The sequence below is a fragment of the Cohnella nanjingensis genome, assembly GCF_014212125.1.
Classification (GTDB): Bacteria; Bacillota; Bacilli; order Paenibacillales; family Paenibacillaceae; genus Cohnella; species Cohnella nanjingensis.
The window spans coordinates 531136-549902 of the sequence record NZ_JACJVP010000001.1 but is presented as its reverse complement, the minus strand read 5'-3'; the positions used below and the strand labels follow the sequence as shown (position 1 = coordinate 549902).

Below are 18767 nucleotides of genomic sequence, written 5' to 3'. Positions count from 1 at the left end.
TGTGACCTGGTAAGGTCATGCGTGATTTTTTGCGTTTCCGGCGTTTCCGGACGACATCGTCGACGATACGCCCGCGACAGGCGGGGAGCAGGTGAAGAATCACGAGTGGCTCTTCGAAAAAGGGTTGTCTGTGCGGTAAACGTCTCGCAGATGACGGCCGGCATACGATTCGTGAGTCCGCAAGCCGCGGCGTATGTTAGGGGCGAGCCGAATGCCGGCGATCTGCGCCAACGGGTCCGCGACGCCAATGTCGTCTCGCAGTTATGTTGACCAATCAACTGTTGAAAGGTAAAGTTTGATTTATATTGGACTAGTGAACGATACGAGAAAGAGGGACGGTCATGGAAAGCATCGCCAAGTGGATCTCGGTCCTGCATCGTCAATTCCAAATCTATTTGAATCGAGAGCTGAAGGATTACGACATCAACTCCTCCGAGTATATCTTTCTCATCAACTTGTACGAGAAGGACGGCGTGTCGCAGGAGCAGCTGTCCGCCAATCTGTATGTCAACAAAGCCGCTACAGCGCGCGCGATCGGCCGGCTGGAAACGTTAGGTTACGTCCAAAGAGCGAGAGACCCTTACGACAGCAGGGCCTATCTGGTAACGCTGACGGCGAAGGGCTTGGAGATGCGCGGCTTCATCAAGACCAAGCTGGCGAATTGGAACCGGACGCTCGCGGAAGGCCTCTCTGACGATGAAGCCGAAGGCCTCATCCGCAGCATCGCGCGGATGTCCGCCAACGCCTTGCGGGAAACCGGTCGCGACGAATGACCTTCTCCGCCCGCCAAGAGAAACGGGGCGTGGCAAGATGACCTTGTACGGCATGTTCTTGCTGAAGGAGATCGAGCTGTATTCGGGATCGGACGATCTGCGGCAGCTCGCTCGACTCGTCGCAGGCGGCAAACTCGATCCTCCTATCGAAGTAGAGGCGTCATGGAAGGACATCGCGCCGATCGCCAATGGATTGATCGAACGGAAGTATCGGGGAAAGGCCGTTCTGCATCTGGAAGCGGATTTAACGGAGCGATTGCGACAGCTAAGCGAGACGACTCATTCTGAGGGTTGATAGGTTAAAATGGCCACACCCGTAGTCGTTGTCTTCGCGCCGACCCCTGGATCGATTTTATAGGCAAAAAACAAGGGCTATCCCTCAGCCATTTTCATGGTTTTGGGGACAGCCCTTTGCGTCTATGCGCTTATTCCGTCGGTTCTCTTGCGTCGTTCGGCCGGCGATAGCGGCCGAGCGGATACGGATCCGCCGAATTAGTAGGCCGTCCAACCGCCATCGGCGGTCACGACGGTACCGTTGACGAACTTGGCGTCATCGGAAGCGAGGAAGAGCGCGACGCTCGCGATGTAGCTCGGATCGCCGGCCTCGGAGCGCTGCAAAGCCATGCCGGCCATCGCTTGCTCGAGGCCGAACGGATCCGGTTCCGCGCCTCCAAGGCCGATATTGGTGGCGACGGCGCCCGGCGCGATCGCGTTGCAGCGGATGCCGAGCTTGCCGTATTGGAAGCCGACGTTCTTGGTCATGCCGACGACGGCGTGCTTGGATGCCGTGTAGGCGAGACCGGCGCGGGAGCCGTACAATCCGCCGACCGAAGCCGTATTGACGATGACGCCGTGTCCTTGCTTGGTCATGATCGGGAGCGCCTTGCGGATCGCTCTCATCGGTCCGGTCACGTTGATGTCGATGACGCGGTTCCACATCTCGTCGGTGACGGATTCCGCGCTCATCATCGCGTCCATGACGCCTGCGTTGTTGACGAGAATATCGAGCTTGCCGAAGCCTTGCACGGCCGTATCGATCATGCGGGTGACATCTTCTTCCTTCGTTACGTTGGCGACGACGCCCCGGGCTTGTCCGCCGGCCGCCGCGATTTCTTGGACGACCGCATTCACGGCCGCTTCATTGAGGTCGGCGACGACGACGCTCGCGCCTTCCTTGGCGAAGAGCAGGGCCATCGCTTTGCCCATGCCCGAAGCCGCGCCCGTGATGACAGCCGATTTGTCTTGTAATTTCATTTCCAATCATCCTCCGCTCGATAGGTTGACTGCTTGGTTTGACGACATCGCGTCGTTTATAATTGTAGCAAGACTACATAACGTGCATTTGACATTTTCTCCGAAAATGTAGCCTTTCCAATAATTTCGCCGGATATGCAAACCATCGCGGCAAAGGAGGAGACCGAATGCCCAAAGTTCAACAGTATCCGGACGCGCGGGTGACGCGCACGCGCGGGCTGCTGAAGAAAGCGCTGCTCGCGCTCCTGGAAGAGAAGCCGTTCAGCGGCATTCGCATCAAAGAGATCGCGGAACGGGCGCGGGTGAATCGAGTCACCTTCTACGACCATTACGTCTCGAAGGAAGAACTGCTCTCGGAGCTGATCGACGAGGTCTTGACGGAATACGGAGATATTATCGAAGGGATGCCGAGAAGTTCGCTCGCGCAGTGGCCGCCGACGAATTATCTAGGAACCATCCGTCTGTCGGTCGGCCATATTAAGAAGCATGCGGACTTCTACCGAATCATGCTGCTAACGAACGGCGTCCCCGATTTCTCGAACCGGCTGCACGACCAGATGAGCCTGTCCCTGCACGAATCGATGCGTTCCATGGGCGAGGTGAGCCCGGACGTATCGCTCGATCTGTTCGTCGATTGGATTATCGGCGGCGCGATCGGGGTGTACAAGTACTGGCTGCAGGAGGGGCTGCGACAATCCGAAGAAGAGATTGCGCAGCAGATGCTGAAGATTACGCTGGCTTCGTCCGGGGTGTTCAAACTAAAACCCCGTTAGAAGGAAGTTGCTCGTCTACGACGAGATCAAGAAGAGAACGGCGCAGCCCCAACGGGAATATCGCATGGATCCGGAATAAGCGCCTTCGGCGCCATCGTTCCGGACACCGGCCGGCATCCCGGCTAGGCGAAAATCCGTGCGCGGGTTCGTCATCCGGCCAATCGATGATCTTGCAAACGAAGGAAGGGCGAGGCTGTCGAAGGATCTGCAGCCTTTTTGCCGTGCTACAAGAGGGAAGATTCAAGCGGCAAAAAAAGGAATTCCTTGTGACGGTAACGAATGGATGGGAATGGACTGGATAACCCGTTTGCATCCTTATTGCCTCCGGATCACCGGCAACCGCTGGGATGCGGAGGACCTCGCGCAGAGCGCCGCGATCAAGGTGCTGGAGGCCATCCGCCGCCGGCCGGATCGACCGCTGTCCCGCGCTTTTCTGTATCGCGTCGCGAAGAATGCCTGGATCGATATCCAACGCCGGCAGCGGCTGATCGTGACGCCGCTGGAAGGCGCCGCTGAGTTCGGGGAGACCGACCCGCAGCTGTCAAGCCGGGAGCTGCTGGAGCAGCTCGCGGAGCGGCTGCCTCCAAAGAAGGCCGTCATTCTGTTGCTGATGGACGTGTTCGACTTCACGGCCAAGGAGACCGCGGCTTACGTGCGCATGCAGGAAGCGGCCGTTCAGGTCGCATTGGGGCGTGCCCGCCAACGCTTGCGGGCATATGCGCGGGAGCCGGAAATCGCGCGAGCGCGGCATCGGGAGCCGGAGGGGCCCGTACACTTCGATGCGCTGGTCGATGCGTTTCGCAGGCGGGACCCCGAAGCCATCCACCGCGCCTACCTCGGTCTCAGCCGCGCCGGCGCACAGCTCGCGCTGTTGCGCGAGACGGGCGGAAGCCTGCAGTTTGTGTTTCGGGACCCCGACGGAAATCGGTTTCGCGTCGTCTCCCGTTAGAGTTTGGACTTATGTTTGGATTGGCGCCGCATTTTCGTTCCTTAGCAGGGCTGGACCCATCAAACGAAAGGGATGATCGAAATGTCGAAGGAAACAGGCAAGCCGGAAGAAAACGCATTGAGGGCGGTTTGTTCGGTCTATGTACCGGTCCGCAATCCGCTGCAGTCCGCGGCGTGGTGGGAGCGGCACTTCGGATTGACGTTTGCCGTGCCCTACAATCCTGCCGAAGCCCAGGCGATCCTGCGTCTGTCCGAAGGGCAATGGCTGCACCTGGTCGAGACCCGGGGACCGATCGACAACCAGTTCCCCGACAAGGCGGGGAACGAGATGTTCAGGCTGACCTTCGAGGTCCGGCGCATCGAGGTCCTGTACGACCGTCTCCTCACGCAAGGCGTACGCGTCGAGCATCTGGCGGATCGCGGCAGTTGCGGCATCAACTTCGTGTTCTGCGATCCGGACGGGAACCAATTCGACGTGAACGAGGTCGTCCGCGCGCATCGGACGCCGGAGGAAGCGGAACAGGTTCGCGCCTATCTATTCCCGGCGTCGGCGGCGCGCTGAACGGAATCCGATCTTGATCTGTCCGGAGGCTGCCCGATCGGCTTATAATGGAGCTGGATCGTCGGATTCGAGGATCGTAACGGAAAGGGGCGCAAGCCAATGAAAGAGAACCATCCGCTTAAACAAGCCTATAGCCGCTCCGCTTATCCGCTCGTCGGCCACGGCAAGCGAAACGTGCAAGTGCTGAAGGACGCGCTGGCGGGCGTAGACGGAGACCTGGATAGCGATATGTACGGTTCCGGGAAGGTCATCGAGGACTTCGAAGCCCGCATGGCGGAGTTGCTCGGCAAGCCGGCGGCCGTTTTTTTCCCCAGCGGCACGATGGCGCAGCAGATCGCCTTGCGCATCTGGTGCGACGAGCGTGGCATGCGCCGCGTCGCCTATCATCCGCTCTGCCATCTGGAGCTTCATGAGGAAGACGGATTGAAGGAATTGCACGGGATCGCGCCCGTGCTGCTGGCGGATCGCGAGCGTACGATCGGGTTGGCCGACGTGGAGCAGATGCCGGAAGAAGTGGCTTGCCTGCTGCTGGAATTGCCGCAGCGCGAGATCGGCGGCCAGCTGCCGGACTACGACGAGCTGGTTGCGATCTCCGCGTATTGCCGCGAGAAGGGGATCAAGCTTCATCTCGACGGCGCGCGGTTGCTGGAGATTCTGCCTTATTACGGGAAGACCGCGGCCGAAGTGTGCGATTTGTTCGACAGCGTGTACATGTCCTTCTACAAAGGCGTCGGCGGCATCGCCGGGGCGATCCTCGCGGGAGACGAAGCGTTCGCGGCGCGGTCGAAGGTGTGGAAGCGGCGCCATGGCGGGGACCTGATCAGCCTGTATCCGTATATTCTCAGCGCGGATTACTACTATAGCCGCACCGCGCACAAGATGGCGCAGTACTACGAGGAAGCGAAGGAGCTGGCGGCGTTGTACAACGCGTGCAGCGGCGTCGCGACCAAGCCTTCCGTGCCGGTATCCAATATGTTCCACGTTCATGTCCGGCTGCCGAAAGAGCAGTTGGAGTCGATCCTATTGTCGATCTGCGAGAATACGGGGATCGGCATGTCTTCCTACGTCGCCGCCGCGGGCGAAGATGCGAGCTGTTTCGAAGTCAGTATCGGCGACCGTTACGCGGGCGTGCCCAAGGATGCGCTCCGCCAAGCATTCCGGTCGCTTGCCGTTCAGATCCAGAGCCTGGCGGCTAGAGCGTAAACCCATACGGTCGAGAGAGGGGCAAGCGGATATGCCCGGGATGATCCATGCCGTAGAGACGGCGAGCAAGGCCATTGCCATTACGTTTGACGACGGACCGAATCCGCTGTATACGCCGCAAGTGCTCGAGATCTTCAGGTCCGTAGGCGGGCGGGCGACCTTCTTCATGCTGGGCGATCCCATGGAGGCCCATCCGGAGACGGTACGGTCCGTACTGCAAGAAGGGCACGAGATCGGCAATCATTCGTACGCGCATCCGAATCTGACGGAGATCGACGCGGAGGAAGGCAGGCGGGAGCTCGAGAGAGCCAGCGCGTTGGTCGAGCGGTTGACCGGGCGGCGGCCGTCCGTTTTCCGGCCGCCTTTCCTAGCGGCGAATGAAGCGACCGCAGCACTCGCTTCGCAGCTGAAGATGCCGATGATCGGCGCGGTCAATACGAAGACGCGGGATTGGGAGCAGCCGGGCGTAGCCCATATTCTGGACCATACCCGTCCCCACGTCCGAGCGGGCGCGATTCTCCTGTTCCACGACGGATTCGGAGACCGCGCCCAGACGATCGACGCCGTGCGGACGCTGGTGGCGGAGCTGGATGCGCAAGGCTATGCGCTCGTGACCGTGAGCGAGCTGTTGGCGCTTCAGAGCGCCGGTTAGCTTGAATTTGCCCAATAGAAGGTGTTAGGCCTGTCGCGAAGTCTCCGGTAAGCTCTGAGACTTCGCGTTTTTTTGTTGTCGGACGTCGCGCTGAGGCGATGCGCCATGAGATAAGCATCCATGTCGCGCGCGCCTAACGTGTATGAGTCTTGCAACTTAGGGACAAATTATTCGCAGATTGCCCATTAACCTTAGGAGGACCATCATGAAGAATGCCTGGATTAAGCTCGTCTTCGCCGTCTTGCTGGTCGCCGGATTCGCTTCGGCGCACCGCGCGGATGCGGCGCCGAGCGCAACGCCTGAACCGGACGCATCCGTGCCGATGCTCGCCAGCCTGAACCAGATCTCTCCGAACCAGCTCCGGGTCAGCTACGACCAGCCCGTAGATCAGGCCAAAGGAATGAATCCGACCAATTACTGGATTCAGAGCACATCCGAGCGCACGCCGACCAATATCGCGACGTTGGGCATGAACGATACCGTGAGCAAAAACAATTCGCTGACGGCCGCCGACGTGACGATTCAGGCGGAAGGCAGCGGCGGACAAACTTTCGTATTGACCTTCAAAAAGAAGATCGCCAGCGGAATGCCGTTCAAAATGATTATCTGCTACGTCACCAAACCCGGGGCGCCCCCCTACAGCGGCGATAACGGTTCCGCCGCTTTCGTCGGCCGATAGAAGCAGCCTCACAGGCTGAAGCGGATTGCGGTTAAACGCAGCTCGTTTCAGCCTTTTTTTCTTGGCCGCTTGTTCGATCGTTAGGGACAAAATCCCGATTGCCGGGACAACATGCAAAAACCGCTTGCTCGCGTCCCGTCGAAAAATGATAAACTGGATCTATAACGGGACAGAAAGGCGGAAACGGAGATGGCATACGGGTTCGCGATCGAACCGCAGCTGTATATCGCTTTTGAGGACGAGGAGGAGCAGTTGGAGCAATGCAAGGAATGGGGGCTGCTGTCGGAGAAAGCGACCAAGGGCAAGACGTTCTACTACAAGGGGAACGGCATGAACGAAGTCTGCAGCATCGTCGGCTACGTCGACAAGATGACGGCGGTCATCGCATTCGGCAATACGCAGAAGCATTGCATTCACCCTGCCTACTTGAAGGAAATGCAGGCCGGGAACTTCGGTCAGCGGTACGCCGCCAAGTCGGACGCGGATGATGCGGCGGAGCAGGGGGCGGATCCCGATCTTGCGCTGACGCCGATCGAAGAATCGGCCGCGGAGCGGGCCGAAGCGGCGAACGGGGAGTCTGCGCTGCCTGCACGGGATACGCAAGAGCAATCCGCGGAAGCACGGGAGGCGCGCGAGACCGCCGCTCCAGCCTCGCGGGACGAGCCGTCCGCTCCCGCGGACAATGGCGCGGAGCCGCCGAAGGCCAAAGCGGCCAAGGCCAGGTCGAGGAAGATCGAGCTCCCGGAGGAGAAGGTCAAGATGGTCGCTACCGTCCAAGCGTTCGCGACGGTGCCGAACCACTTCGCCGACAACGACGACGAAGTCGTCATCTACGAAGCGGTGTCCATCGTCGATTCCGGGCTGGAGCTGGGTGAAGCCTGGTCCAGTCATAGCGCGACGATCAAGAAGCTGGATTTGGCTGTAGGGGATCACATCACCTTCGAAGCCAAGGTGGTCGCCAAGAAACTCACCAGGCATCCGGTGCCCTACAAGATCAACAATCCGGCCAGGATTCAGAAGGTGGACGCGTAAACCGGCCGAGTTTGCGATTCGCCTGTTTTCTTTGATAGCGCCTCCTGGCGTTATGCAGTGGACGAGGGAAGGTTGCGATTCGGTTGAGAGGAGGAGCCGTGCATGCTGACGATCGTAAAGGGACCTTACTTGCAACGGCCGACGACCGAAACCATGACGATCATGTGGGAGACGTCGGAGCCGGCGGCCGGTCAAGTCGATCTATGGGCTTCGGAGCGGATTCACAGCGGGCACCGTGGCAATTACAAGCCGCCGGAGCGGCTGGTATCCAGCGTCCGTCATGCGGAGCCGGCGACGATCCATCGGCTTGCGCTTCGCGGACTGGAACCGGGCACGCTGTATTTCTATCAGATCTATGCCGAGAACGCGGCGGGGGAACGAGTCCAGTCCGGGCCGCATCCGCTCAAGACCGCCGTACCGCGGGGCGTGCCGTTTTCCTTCACGGTAACCAGCGAGACTGGCGGCTATAGCGGCTTCGACGTCACGGACGGCCGCATCAATCGGAACATCTTCCGACGGATGGGACAATATCGTCCCGACATCGCGCTTTTTGTCGGAGATTTGGTGAACGACGGACATCGTTACGAGGACTGGGAGACATACTTCTTCGGTCCTGGCAAGGAATTTCTGCGGAGTACGCCTTTCTACAGCTGCTTGGGCAATCATGAGGATCATGCCGAGTGGTATGACGCGTTTATGGACTTCCCTTCGCCGCGTTCCTATTATTCCTTTGATTATGGAGACGTGCATTTCACTTGTTTGGATAGCACAGAATGGATCCCGTCGGCCTCCTACCCGCATAGCGCGGGAGAGATCCGTCCCGGCAACGCGCAGTTCGACTTTCTGGTCCGCGATCTAGAAGCATACGACGCCCGTTGGAAGGTGGTCTTCTTTCACTACCCTCCCTATGTATCCGGCGGCTATCAGGTAGAGGATCTTCGCCAGATTTGTCCCCTACTGGAGCGATACGGCGTCGATCTCGTGATCAATTCCCATACGATCGTCTACGAGCGCAGCCATCCGCTCCGGTCCGGACAGGTCGATGAAGAAGGCGGCATCGTCTATCTCGTCGCCGGCGGAGCGGGCGCGATGCCCGAGTGGCTGCTGCCCAAACGGGAGTGGCACACGTCGCAATCCTTGGCGGTCCCGCACTTCTTACAAGTGACGGCAACGTCCAGCCGATTGGAGATCCGCGCCATCGACGAAGAGGGACGCCTTTTCGATTCATTTCGAATCCGCAAAGGGAACGACGGCAAAAAAACATACGATTAGCAGACAGCCTGCAAGCGAAGAAAAGAGGGATTGCAATGGCAACGATAGATGATTTGATGAAGCTGGATCTACGGGTAGGAACGGTCTTGGAGGCGGAGACGTTCCCGGAAGCCTGCATCCCGGCGATCAAGATGAAGATCGACTTCGGCCCGCTCGGCATCAAGCGGACGAGCGCGCAGATTACGCACCGTTATACGCCGGAGGTGCTGATCGGCAGCCAAGTGGTGGCCGTCGTGAACTTCCCGCCGAGACGTATCGCGGGCTTCGAATCGGAAGTTCTGGTCCTCGGAGGGGTGCCGGAGAAGGGGGATGTCGTGCTGCTGCGGCCGGATATGCCGCTGCCGAACGGCACGCCCATCGCATAAATTGGCGATGACGCATCCGCTTAGGCAGAGCGTGATCGATTCGTTTGGACCTAACCATGCTGGCGGCCGTGGGTAGGGCGGCAATGCCGTCGTCGAGATTGGGAACGGATAGGAATGAAGCCCTCGTTTTTCGCGGGCTTTTCGTTGTTCGATCGCGAGTCCCACGCTCCTATCATGCTGCGCAAGCCTTTGCTAGGGGGAGGGGATATGGTAGGTTAGGGTTAACAAATAATGGGATCTTTAAAGGGGCGTAGAAGTCGAATGCCATCTCCATCTCCGAAACCGTCGAAGCAGACTGGGCCGCAGCAGGTAGCGGTATTTATGGAACGATTGGAGCATCCCTTCAAGGCGGAGATCGAAGAAGTCAGAAGGATCATCTTGAGCGCCAACGATCAGCTTACGGAGCATATCAAATGGAACGCGCCCAGCTTCTGCATCCATGGCGAAGACCGGATCACCTTTCAATTGCAGGGCAAAGGCTTCTTCAGACTTATCTTCCATCGCGGAGCGAAGGTGAAGGATCAGACGCCGAGCGGTCATCTATGGGAGGATGACAACGGTTTGCTGGAATGGCTTGCCCCAGACCGAGCAACGGTTAAACTATCGGATCGGAATGACGTGGCGGATAAGAGAGAGAAGCTTGCCGAAGCCGTGGCGAAATGGGTAGAATTGACGAGAGACTGAGCCGGCACGATGAATTTGCCGCTCCAGGAAGGATCGTCGCGCGACGGACGCACCCGGTTGCCGTAGTCGTTCGCGCGACCCGCGCATTGGGCGGTTCATCCCATACAGAAGCGCGGAAGGAGGGCACCCATGATCACGATCCAAGAAGCCGAATATGGCCGGAAGGCGGCTTTAAGACAGCTCCTGGAGCTCTATAAGTATGATTTTAGCGCGTACGATCCTGAAGACGTGGACGAGAACGGCTGCTACGGCTATCCTTATTTGGATCTTTACTGGACGGAAGCGGGCAGGCATCCCTTTTTTATACGCGTAGAAGGCCGATTGGCCGGGTTTGCACTGGTGAGAGAGTTGGGCGCGAACGCGCGCGGCCAAACGATTTATAGCATGGCGGAATTTTTTGTCATGCGCTTATACAGACAAAGAGGCGTAGGACAGCATGCCGCCGTCGCCTTGTTCGAAAGATTCCGCGGGGCATGGAAAGTAGGACAAATCGAGGCCAATGTACCCGCGCAACTTTTTTGGAGACGCACGATCGGAAAGTATACGAACGAGAACTACGAGGAAATACGAGAAAGCGGCTGGGACGGCCCGATCCAATCATTTTCGAGCTGAACCTTGCGACCGCTGCGCCAACAGACCGCTTTCCCGAGACGGAGAGCGGTCTGTTGGTCTATACGCCCAATGATGCGATCTGCGCCGCTTTGGTTTTGCGAATCCGCAGGGCAGCCGGCATAACAGACAAGACGATCAAGACGACGCATTCCAGCGAGCTCAGCCAAGAATTGACAATAGCCGGCAGGGTTACGATAAAGAAAGGACCGATTGCGGTAGATGTTCGCATACATGAACTTAATAATGATCGAGATGATCGAAAAAATGACCGAAATCTTCATAAAATGAGCGAAAGACGGCTGCAACGGATTTACGGAATGCGCTTCGAGCGGTAGACTAGAGGGGAAGCATGCTGACCGAAAGGTCACAGGGGGGAGCAGGATGAGGTTCAAGGATGTATTCTCTATCATCGGACCGGCGATGGTCGGTCCGTCCAGTTCGCATACGGCGGGCGCTGCCCGTCTCGGGCGCATCGCCCGTCAATTGCTCGCCGAGCCGCCGCTGCGCGCGGACATCACCTTCTACGGCTCGTTCGCCGATACCTATCGCGGTCATGGAACGGATCTGGCAGTCGTCGGCGGCCTGCTCGACTACGATACGGACGACGCCCGGATTCCGGACTCGCTCGCCGAAGCGAAGGCGCAAGGCCTCGAAGTCGCGATCGGCAAAGGCAGCCTGGCGGCGATTCATCCCAACACGGTGACCATCAAGCTGACCGGACGGAACGGCGCCGTCGAGATGACCGGTTGCTCCATCGGCGGGGGCAACGTCGCGGTCGCGGCGGTGAACGGATTCAGCGTCAGCTTCTCGGGCGCATCGCCGACGCTCATCGTGCGCCATTCGGACCGCCCTGGCACCGTCGCGGCGATCGCCTCGACGCTCGAGCACGGCGGCATCAACATCGCGACGATGACGGTGGACCGCAAAGGCCGCAACGGCGAAGCGCTGTCCGTCCTCGAGACGGATCAGCCGGCCGGAGACGACGTGCTGGCGCGTCTCCGGCAATGGCCGGCCGTGCTGGATATCCGAGTCGTGCAATTGACAGCAACCGCATCGGAGGGGGATCGGCCATGAACTTCGCCACGATCGCAGAATTGGCGGCTAGATGCGAGGAGGCGGGACAGCCCATCTCCGCGTACATGCTGGCGCAACAATCGCAGGAATCCGGCCGCTCGCCCGCACAGGAGCGCGAGCAGATGGCCGCCTACTACCAAGTGATGAAGGAAGCGGTGCGCCGGGGGACGACGACCGACACGACCTCCCGCAGCGGGTTGACCGGCGGCGATGCACGGCGCGTCATGACGTACCTAGGCGCCTCCGGCGGCGAGACATCCGCAGGAAGCCACGCCACGCTGGCGATGGCTTACGCGCTCGCCGTCTCCGAGGTGAACGCCTCGATGGGGCGGATCGTCGCGACGCCGACGGCCGGCTCCTGCGGCATCCTGCCGGGCGTGCTCGTCAGCGGCCAGGAACGGTTCGGCTGGTCGGACGACCGCATGGTCGACTCGCTGTTCTGCGCAGGCGCGCTCGGCTTCGTCATCGCGAACAACGCCTTTATCTCGGGCGCCGAGGGCGGCTGCCAGGCCGAGGTCGGTTCGGCGATCGCCATGGCGGCGGGCGCGCTGGTCGAGCTGCGCGGCGGTACGCCGATGCAGTGCGCGCATGCCGTCGGTCTCGCGCTCAAGAATACCCTCGGCCTGGTCTGCGATCCGGTCGCGGGCCTCGTCGAGGTTCCCTGCATCGTCCGCAACGGCATGGGCGCGGTCAATGCGCTCGCCGCCGCAGACCTCGCGCTCGCGGGCGTTCGCAGCGTGATCCCGGCGGACGAGGTCGTCGGCGCCATGCGAGACATCGGCGCCGCGATGCCGGAGACGCTCCGCGAGACGGGCAAAGGCGGGCTCGCCGCTACGCCTACCGGCAAGAGGATCGCGCAAGCGCTGTTCGGCGACGAGGACGAAGCGCGCGATGCGGAGACGGCGGGGCAAGGAGCGGCCCAGGAAGCGGACGTTTAGCGGCGCTAGCCGGCGATGCGGATGATCCGAGGCAGTCCGGCCCTGAACGAAGGATCGGAGGAGCCGGAAATTATTCTCGAAGCCTCGGTAGGAATTCGCGGCATCCATGTCAAAGTAGCTAAGTAGGACAGCACAGGCCATCCGGCGGACGGGAATGCTGCTTCGGCGGCGTTCCCGTCTTCCCGTTCAGACGATCGCGCGACGCAGATACCCAGGAGCGCGACGCCGATGGCGAAAGGAGCTGACCGAATCTGCCGCTGTGGAGGCGTAAACGAGATGGAGCGTCAAATCTTGAATGTCGGCATCATCGGCCTCGGAGAGGTCGCGCAAGTGATCCATCTGCCCGTATTGGAAGCGCTGCCGGATCAATATCGCATCGCCGCCTTGTGCGATGTCTCTCCCGGCTTGCTGGCCGCGATGGGAGAGAAGTATCGGATCGAACGGCTGTATGCGGACGCGTTCGAGCTGGTGAAGCAGCCCGATCTGGATGTCGTCTTCGTCCTGAACAGCGACGAATATCACTCGGAATGCGCGATCGCGGCGGCGAACCAAGGCAAGCATGTGCTGATCGAGAAGCCGATGTGCTTGACCTTCGCGGAAGCCGACGCCATCCTCGAAGCGCAAGCCCGTCACGGCGTGAAGATCATGGTCGGCTACATGCGGCGTTACGCGGCGTCCTTCGTCGAAGCGGTGCGCGAGATCGGGGGGCTGGGCAACGTCCATTACGCGAGAGTTCGGGACATTATCGGGCCCAACGCTTTCTTCATCAAACCGACGAGCCGCGTCGTCTCTTTTGACGATATACCGGAAGATCGCAAAGCGGACCGCCGGCATCGGGCTTTAAAGCTGGTGCGGGAAGCGACGGGGTTGGAGCCGGATTCTCCTTACTTCGGCCTCTACCGTCTGCTAGCCGGCTTGTCCAGCCACGACTTGTCCGCGATGCGGGAAGCGATCGGGATGCCGGTCGGCGTCGTGGGCGCCAAGTATACGGAAACGAACGGATATCCGTTCCTCAGCGCGATTTTCGACTACGGCCGTTTCTCGGTCGTCTTCGAGACCGGCATCGACGGTCAGGGCCGGTTCGAAGCGCATATCGAGGTGTACGCCACCCACAAATCGGTCAAAGTACAGTACGATACGCCTTACATTCGTCACCTGCCCACGAAGCTGATTATTCACGAAACCGAAGGCGAGCGCTACAAGGAATCGGTGATTCGCCCGACTTTCACCGACCCGTATACCTTAGAGTTAACGTCCTTTTACGACGATATCACCCGGGATCTCGCCCCCAAGACGACCGCGGCGGATTTCAAGCAAGATTTGACGCTCTTCAAGATGATCATCGACGCACTGAAGCCGCGCGCGGGGAGCGAAGGATGACGGCTCGTCCGATGTCGTCCGAAACGACGCCGACCTCGCTGCTCGCCGTCGATCGCTGCGGGAGAACGATCTGATCGCGCCGCTCGGCATCGACGATCTTGCGATCCGATTCTCTTTCAATTGGAAATTGCCAAGAAGCCTGAGCGATCGGGCTTCTTGGCGTTGCGCTAATTCGGGGTCGATGCTCTTCTGCCCGGGAATACGCGCCCCCCGACGGGGTGGGTGGTTGCATCCGGGGATTCAAGCGTCTGTCCTTGGCGTTGCAATCATCCGGCGCTCGTGTTGAAGCAGCCACGCCTTGCGCGACAAGCCCCCGCCGTATCCGCCAAGCTCGCCGTTGGCATTGATGACCCGGTGACAAGGAATGACGATCGCTAGCTGGTTGGCGCCATTCGCCTGCGCGACGGCGCGATAGGCGGCGGGTCTGCCGATAGATGCGGCCAGTTGGGCGTAAGAGGTCGTCTGACCGGGAGGAATCCGGGTCAAGCGGTCCCAGACTTCCTGTTGGAAAGGGGAGCCCAAGAGGGACAAGGGCGTCTGGAATGCGGACAATCGTCCTTCGAAGTAGCGGTTCAGCTCGTCCTCGATCGAGCGGATCGGCGGGGTATAGCCGGGAATAACGGCCGAACGGGTTCTCCGCCGAAGACGCTCCACTTCTCGCTCCAACCCCCTGCGGTCCACGAATTCAAGCAGATGCAGCGCCTCTTCGTCCGCGATGGCGATCATCGGACCGAGGCGCGTGTCGAGCCAAGCGGCCTTCAGGATCGATTGCCGGTCAAGCCGGGTAGGCGCCGCCCCCATAATGCGCGTAAACGCGTCGCGGAAGCCGCTGCCCGACTCGTAGCCCGCGGCAAGCTGGGCGTCGATGACTTTGCCCGACCGGATCTGCTTCATGGCGATGCCCATTCGCCGGGCTCGCGCGTAGGCCACGAAGGTCATGCCGAACCGTTTCTTGAACTGACGGCGCGCGGTTGACGCGTCCACGGACAATGCGCGGAAGTCTTGGACCTTCCAGCGTTTCTCCGGATGCGCCTCCACGGCGTCGACCAACTGCCGGACGAGGTCGGACATCAGTTGGGGATGCGAGAGCGGCCGGCAGCGCAGGCAAGGGCGGAAGGAAGCCAGCAGGGCTTGCTCGGCCGTCTCGTAGAATTCGCAATTCTCGATCTTGGGCTTGCGCGCCGGGCATGTCGGACGGCAGAATACGCCGGTCGTCTTGACGCCTACATAAAAAACGCCTTCATATTCCGAGTTCTTCTCGAGCAGCGCCCGGTAGTATTCAGGTTTGCGTTCGGATGCGATCATGTTCCGTACCTCCCGGTTATGGTTGGCCCTATTATAACGCCGCCATCCCGCCGCCGCCGCCGAAATTCGGACATGAATATTCAACATCTGCCGTCTCATGGACGCGTACGGAATCATGACGAGGAGGTTCTCGCCTGGGGCGGGAAAAAAGCCTGCCCGCACAAAGGAAGCGGGCAGGCGTCATCAGTTCGAAGGCGATTGTCGGCGAACGCCATCGCTTTTGCAAAACACTTGATCGAATGACGGAAAGCGTATCGTATGAAGCGGCGAGAAAGCGCACTATCGCTCTTCTTCGCTAAGCCGCTGAAAATAGACGAAGGTTTGACCGAGCAGGCGAATGAGCTGCTCGCTTTGCTCCTTGCCCAAGAAATCGATAAAGCCTTGAAACATGCGCGTGAACGCCTCGCTGGCCTCCCGTGCGATCTCGTCGCCTTTCGCCGTCAAGGAGAGCTCCGTGATTCTCCGGTCGGAGGGGTGGGCGGAGCGCGAGACATACCCCAGGCGGATCAGATTGTTGATCATCTGGGTGACGGTAGGGGAAGTGACCTTCAACCGTTTGCTGAGCGCGGTGACGGTTATCCCATTGCCGTCTTCAGGGTCTACGTCTTCCTTGATGGCAACCAGGACGCGGACTTCGCTCGCTTTGAGCTGCCACTTCGTCAACTTGTGCCAATCCAGCTTGGCCAATTGGGAGAATTGACCCATCAACACATGCGCGGTATCCGCGTTATCCGGCTTCATTCTGTCACCTCTATCGATCCGGCCTCATCGGGCGAGGCCGTGATGTAATCATAATAACCAAGGAACGGACAGTCAATCGGGGAGACGGGGGACTTGAAAAGAAGGAAGCCGCGCGATAAACTAAATAGATAGGCAACCTACCTAATTATAGATCGGAAGATCCGACCGGTTCAAACCGAAACGAGTTTTTTCAAAAGAAGAGACGACCGACAGTTACGGAAAGCGCTGCGTGGCGATCGCGGCGGAAGATTCCGATGGCATGAACCGCAAGCGGGGGCGCCCGCCTCACGAAGGCGTCTTCATCACTCGTTATCAATCGCCCAAGCGCGGGCAACAATAGACATACTTGTTCATCCTCATCTCAAAGGAGTACATACCGCATGGAGCTGTTCATCACCGTCCTGATCTTGCTGGCGCTGATCGGCGTCTCGAATGTCATCAATCACAAGATTCCTTTCGTTCCCGTGCCGCTCATTCAGATCGCGCTCGGGAGCGCCATTCCGCTATTGGCTTCCGACATCCACCTACACCTCGAGCCGGAGCTGTTCTTCGTGTTGTTCATCGCACCGCTCCTGTATAACGACGGCAAGCATACGCCCAGGAGCGAGCTCTGGCGGCTGCGCGTGCCGATCTTCCTGCTGGCGGTCGGCCTCGTATTCGCGACCGTGCTCGTCGTCGGGTACATCATTCACTGGATGATTCCTTCAATCCCGCTGCCCGTCGCCTTCGGGCTCGCCGCCATCCTATCTCCGACGGACGCGGTCGCCGTCGGAGCGTTAGCCGGGCGGATCCATCTGCCGAAGCGCTTGATGCATCTGCTGGAAGGCGAAGCGCTGATGAACGACGCTTCCGGCCTCGTCGCCTTCAAGTTCGCGATCGCCGCCGCGGTCACGGGCGTCTTCTCGCTGTCGAAGGCCAGCGGCAGCTTCCTCGTCATCTTCGTCGGCGGACTGGCCGTCGGGGCCGTTCTGGCCGCGATCATCACCGGCGTACGCGCGATGCTGCGCCGCGCGGGGCTGGAGAACGAAACGATGCACATGCTGATCCACATCCTGACCCCGTTCGCGCTGTTCCTGATCGCCGAAGAACTGGGATTGTCCGGGATTCTGGCGGCGGTCGCGGGCGGCGTCGTGCACGCCATCGAACGCGATCACGCGCAGAAGATCAAGTCGCGCTCGCACGAGCTGTCGGACAATACGTGGACGATCATCGTCTACTTGCTGAACGGCCTGGTCTTCGTCATTCTCGGCGTGCAGCTGCCGGACGTATTCCACGCCGTGTTCGTCGACTCGGCGTACAACAATGCCGAAGTGATCGGATTCGCGCTCATCATCTATATACTGCTCATCGTGCTACGTTTCTTGTGGGTGTTCGCGTATTCCCGGTTCAATCACGCCAAGAAGGCGAAGTTCTCCTTCAAAATGCTAATGATGACCTCGTTCTCCGGCGTTCGCGGCGCGGTAACGCTGGCAGGCGCGTTCACGATCCCGCTCGTGCTCGACAACGGCGATCCGTTCCCGGAACGCAGTCTCGTGATCTTCCTCTCCGCGTTCGTCATCCTGTTCTCTCTGCTGGCCGCCAGCATCCTCTTGCCCTTGCTGGCCAAGAGCAATGGGACGAACGCCGAAGCGGAAACTGCCAAGAAAGAGCATGCCGGGTATCTGGCGATGACGCGTTCCGCCATACAGGCGGTACGCCGCGCGACGACCGAGGAGAACAAGGGAGAGGCGGCCGCCGTCATCGCGGAATACGAACGGTGGATCCGCCAATCTCAGTTGCACAAGGACAGGCAGCGCAACCAGAAGGAGGTCGCCATCCGCCTCCGGGCTTTGGAGATCGAGCACGACGTTATTCGCCATTCGCTCCGGAACGGCGCGGTCGCGCAGCGGCACGCCGACGTCTTCCTGAAAAACCTCGATGAGATCGAGCTGATCGTATCGGACCGGATGCATATGGGTCATTTGTTCTTCAAGCGGATTATTAACGGGATAAAACTTCTATTCAAGAACGATCGTCAAATGTCGATCGCCGATCGCGTCGAGCTGAAGAAGATGAAGCTTCGGACGAGCGTCGCGGTCATCGAAGCGCTGGAAGAAGCGTACGCCCCGTCCATCCCCAGAGAAGCGGCCGACGTCATCGACCATTATTGCTTCATCAAGGATCACTGTTCCTCGACGTATCCGGCCGCGCGCGGGGACGAGAATCGCAAGCGCGACTTGCAGTGGATCGCCATCCAGGCGGAGCGGGACGAAGTCCAGTCGCTGTACGACCGGAACGAGATCAGCCGGGAAGTGGCCACCGGGCTGAGACGGGACATCCGCAACCGGGAGGCAACGATCCTGGAGAGCGAATAGATGAAGCGATGACCTCCTGCAGGGGAGAGATGCCGATGGAAAGCCCGCGATTCGCGGGCTTTTTTTTCAATGCGATGCAGGCCATGCTCCGGTATTGCCGCGCAGCGGCTTGCATCGCGGACCATCTTTCCTTAAACTCGGCTTAGTTGATCTCGTGAAAAAGGAG

The 18767-nt window shown here is 59.8% G+C and carries 21 protein-coding genes and 1 riboswitch; of the genes, 18 read left to right on the top strand and 3 right to left on the bottom strand.

Annotation, left to right across the window (positions count from 1 at the left end):
* The first annotated feature begins 341 nt into the window (after positions 1-341).
* Both H7C19_RS02550 and H7C19_RS02545 read left to right on the top strand, forming a co-directional pair.
* The gene (locus H7C19_RS02550; protein WP_185140960.1) at positions 342-773 is read left to right on the top strand and encodes a MarR family winged helix-turn-helix transcriptional regulator; all 432 of its coding nucleotides are present in this window, start codon (positions 342-344) and stop codon (positions 771-773) included.
* A 52-nt stretch (positions 774-825) separates the two neighbouring features.
* Complete coding sequence (locus H7C19_RS02545; protein WP_221468991.1) at positions 826-1068, top strand: hypothetical protein; 243 nt, start codon at positions 826-828, stop codon at positions 1066-1068.
* Positions 1069-1265: 197 nt separating this feature from the next.
* On the opposite strand, the gene H7C19_RS02540 is transcribed toward H7C19_RS02545, so the two are convergent.
* A complete protein-coding gene (locus H7C19_RS02540; protein WP_185140958.1) occupies positions 1266-2027 on the bottom strand; it encodes an SDR family oxidoreductase in 762 nt (253 codons plus the stop codon).
* A 167-nt stretch (positions 2028-2194) separates the two neighbouring features.
* Here H7C19_RS02540 and H7C19_RS02535 point away from each other — a divergent pair, with 167 nt between their 5' ends.
* The 15 genes from H7C19_RS02535 to H7C19_RS02465 all read left to right on the top strand — a co-directional run bounded on the left by H7C19_RS02535 (position 2195) and on the right by H7C19_RS02465 (position 14201).
* The gene (locus H7C19_RS02535; RefSeq protein ID WP_185140957.1) at positions 2195-2800 is read left to right on the top strand and encodes a TetR/AcrR family transcriptional regulator; all 606 of its coding nucleotides are present in this window, start codon (positions 2195-2197) and stop codon (positions 2798-2800) included.
* Between the two features lie 283 nt (positions 2801-3083).
* Complete coding sequence (locus H7C19_RS02530; RefSeq protein ID WP_185140956.1) at positions 3084-3749, top strand: sigma-70 family RNA polymerase sigma factor; 666 nt, start codon at positions 3084-3086, stop codon at positions 3747-3749.
* A gap of 81 nt (positions 3750-3830) precedes the next feature.
* Positions 3831-4310, top strand: a complete 480-nt coding sequence (locus H7C19_RS02525; RefSeq protein ID WP_185140955.1) for a VOC family protein — start codon at positions 3831-3833, stop codon at positions 4308-4310.
* 99 nt (positions 4311-4409) lie between these two features.
* Positions 4410-5513 carry a threonine aldolase family protein gene (locus H7C19_RS02520; protein ID WP_185140954.1) on the top strand — a complete coding sequence of 368 codons (1104 nt, stop codon included), beginning with the start codon at positions 4410-4412 and terminating at the stop codon, positions 5511-5513.
* Positions 5514-5553: 40 nt separating this feature from the next.
* Positions 5554-6165 carry a polysaccharide deacetylase family protein gene (locus H7C19_RS02515; RefSeq protein WP_185141007.1) on the top strand — a complete coding sequence of 204 codons (612 nt, stop codon included), beginning with the start codon at positions 5554-5556 and terminating at the stop codon, positions 6163-6165.
* A gap of 205 nt (positions 6166-6370) precedes the next feature.
* Entirely contained in the window at positions 6371-6844 is a 474-nt protein-coding gene (locus tag H7C19_RS02510) for a hypothetical protein (RefSeq protein ID WP_185140953.1), read from the top strand.
* Positions 6845-7033: 189 nt separating this feature from the next.
* Entirely contained in the window at positions 7034-7876 is an 843-nt protein-coding gene (locus H7C19_RS02505) for a hypothetical protein (protein ID WP_185140952.1), read from the top strand.
* Between the two features lie 102 nt (positions 7877-7978).
* On the top strand, positions 7979-9148 hold the full coding sequence (locus tag H7C19_RS02500; protein WP_185140951.1) for a purple acid phosphatase family protein: 1170 nt from the start codon (positions 7979-7981) through the stop codon (positions 9146-9148).
* 35 nt (positions 9149-9183) lie between these two features.
* Positions 9184-9513, top strand: coding sequence for a chaperone CsaA (gene csaA / locus H7C19_RS02495; protein ID WP_185140950.1), 330 nt, complete (start codon positions 9184-9186; stop codon positions 9511-9513).
* Between the two features lie 321 nt (positions 9514-9834).
* Positions 9835-10197: a DUF1801 domain-containing protein gene (locus H7C19_RS02490; protein ID WP_246469249.1), complete on the top strand. Its 363-nt coding sequence runs from the start codon at positions 9835-9837 to the stop codon at positions 10195-10197.
* Positions 10198-10326: 129 nt separating this feature from the next.
* Positions 10327-10809 carry a GNAT family N-acetyltransferase gene (locus H7C19_RS02485; RefSeq protein WP_185140948.1) on the top strand — a complete coding sequence of 161 codons (483 nt, stop codon included), beginning with the start codon at positions 10327-10329 and terminating at the stop codon, positions 10807-10809.
* Positions 10810-10862: 53 nt separating this feature from the next.
* Complete coding sequence (locus H7C19_RS02480) at positions 10863-11144, top strand: hypothetical protein (protein WP_185140947.1); 282 nt, start codon at positions 10863-10865, stop codon at positions 11142-11144.
* A gap of 46 nt (positions 11145-11190) precedes the next feature.
* Positions 11191-11883 carry an L-serine ammonia-lyase, iron-sulfur-dependent subunit beta gene (gene sdaAB, locus H7C19_RS02475; RefSeq protein ID WP_185140946.1) on the top strand — a complete coding sequence of 231 codons (693 nt, stop codon included), beginning with the start codon at positions 11191-11193 and terminating at the stop codon, positions 11881-11883.
* Positions 11880-12821, top strand: coding sequence for an L-serine ammonia-lyase, iron-sulfur-dependent, subunit alpha (gene sdaAA, locus H7C19_RS02470; RefSeq protein WP_185140945.1), 942 nt, complete (start codon positions 11880-11882; stop codon positions 12819-12821). Before sdaAB ends, sdaAA begins: the two co-directional genes overlap by 4 nt.
* 276 nt (positions 12822-13097) lie before the next feature.
* Positions 13098-14201 carry a Gfo/Idh/MocA family protein gene (locus H7C19_RS02465; RefSeq protein ID WP_185140944.1) on the top strand — a complete coding sequence of 368 codons (1104 nt, stop codon included), beginning with the start codon at positions 13098-13100 and terminating at the stop codon, positions 14199-14201.
* 240 nt (positions 14202-14441) lie between these two features.
* Here H7C19_RS02465 and H7C19_RS02460 read toward each other — a convergent pair whose 3' ends face one another.
* Together H7C19_RS02460 and H7C19_RS02455 are read right to left on the bottom strand one after the other, a co-directional pair.
* Positions 14442-15506 (bottom strand): bifunctional transcriptional activator/DNA repair enzyme AdaA, encoded by a 1065-nt coding sequence (locus tag H7C19_RS02460; protein WP_185140943.1) that lies wholly within the window; start codon positions 15504-15506, stop codon positions 14442-14444.
* A 167-nt stretch (positions 15507-15673) separates the two neighbouring features.
* Positions 15674-15734, bottom strand: a riboswitch (Fluoride riboswitch).
* Positions 15735-15785: 51 nt separating this feature from the next.
* Positions 15786-16247 carry a MarR family winged helix-turn-helix transcriptional regulator gene (locus tag H7C19_RS02455; protein WP_185140942.1) on the bottom strand — a complete coding sequence of 154 codons (462 nt, stop codon included), beginning with the start codon at positions 16245-16247 and terminating at the stop codon, positions 15786-15788.
* 380 nt (positions 16248-16627) lie between these two features.
* Here H7C19_RS02455 and H7C19_RS02450 point away from each other — a divergent pair, with 380 nt between their 5' ends.
* Positions 16628-18601 (top strand): Na+/H+ antiporter, encoded by a 1974-nt coding sequence (locus tag H7C19_RS02450; protein WP_185140941.1) that lies wholly within the window; start codon positions 16628-16630, stop codon positions 18599-18601.
* Positions 18602-18767 lie beyond the last annotated feature (166 nt).

Bases quoted from the DNA above. Each gene is read 5' to 3' on its own strand.
- H7C19_RS02500 (WP_185140951.1), top strand. From the start codon at position 7,979: ATGCTGACGATCGTAAAGGGACCTTACTTGCAACGGCCGACGACCGAA.
- H7C19_RS02525 (WP_185140955.1), top strand. From the start codon at position 3,831: ATGTCGAAGGAAACAGGCAAGCCGGAAGAAAACGCATTGAGGGCGGTT.
- H7C19_RS02515 (WP_185141007.1), top strand. From the start codon at position 5,554: ATGATCCATGCCGTAGAGACGGCGAGCAAGGCCATTGCCATTACGTTT.
- H7C19_RS02540 (WP_185140958.1), bottom strand. From the start codon at position 2,027: ATGAAATTACAAGACAAATCGGCTGTCATCACGGGCGCGGCTTCGGGC.
- H7C19_RS02485 (WP_185140948.1), top strand. From the start codon at position 10,327: ATGATCACGATCCAAGAAGCCGAATATGGCCGGAAGGCGGCTTTAAGA.
- H7C19_RS02490 (WP_246469249.1), top strand. From the start codon at position 9,835: ATGGAACGATTGGAGCATCCCTTCAAGGCGGAGATCGAAGAAGTCAGA.
- csaA (WP_185140950.1), top strand. From the start codon at position 9,184: ATGGCAACGATAGATGATTTGATGAAGCTGGATCTACGGGTAGGAACG.
- H7C19_RS02530 (WP_185140956.1), top strand. From the start codon at position 3,084: ATGGGAATGGACTGGATAACCCGTTTGCATCCTTATTGCCTCCGGATC.
- H7C19_RS02450 (WP_185140941.1), top strand. From the start codon at position 16,628: ATGGAGCTGTTCATCACCGTCCTGATCTTGCTGGCGCTGATCGGCGTC.
- H7C19_RS02550 (WP_185140960.1), top strand. From the start codon at position 342: ATGGAAAGCATCGCCAAGTGGATCTCGGTCCTGCATCGTCAATTCCAA.
- H7C19_RS02465 (WP_185140944.1), top strand. From the start codon at position 13,098: ATGGAGCGTCAAATCTTGAATGTCGGCATCATCGGCCTCGGAGAGGTC.
- H7C19_RS02505 (WP_185140952.1), top strand. From the start codon at position 7,034: ATGGCATACGGGTTCGCGATCGAACCGCAGCTGTATATCGCTTTTGAG.
- sdaAA (WP_185140945.1), top strand. From the start codon at position 11,880: ATGAACTTCGCCACGATCGCAGAATTGGCGGCTAGATGCGAGGAGGCG.
- H7C19_RS02520 (WP_185140954.1), top strand. From the start codon at position 4,410: ATGAAAGAGAACCATCCGCTTAAACAAGCCTATAGCCGCTCCGCTTAT.
- H7C19_RS02455 (WP_185140942.1), bottom strand. From the start codon at position 16,247: ATGAAGCCGGATAACGCGGATACCGCGCATGTGTTGATGGGTCAATTC.
- H7C19_RS02535 (WP_185140957.1), top strand. From the start codon at position 2,195: ATGCCCAAAGTTCAACAGTATCCGGACGCGCGGGTGACGCGCACGCGC.
- H7C19_RS02510 (WP_185140953.1), top strand. From the start codon at position 6,371: ATGAAGAATGCCTGGATTAAGCTCGTCTTCGCCGTCTTGCTGGTCGCC.
- H7C19_RS02460 (WP_185140943.1), bottom strand. From the start codon at position 15,506: ATGATCGCATCCGAACGCAAACCTGAATACTACCGGGCGCTGCTCGAG.
- H7C19_RS02545 (WP_221468991.1), top strand. From the start codon at position 826: ATGTTCTTGCTGAAGGAGATCGAGCTGTATTCGGGATCGGACGATCTG.
- sdaAB (WP_185140946.1), top strand. From the start codon at position 11,191: ATGAGGTTCAAGGATGTATTCTCTATCATCGGACCGGCGATGGTCGGT.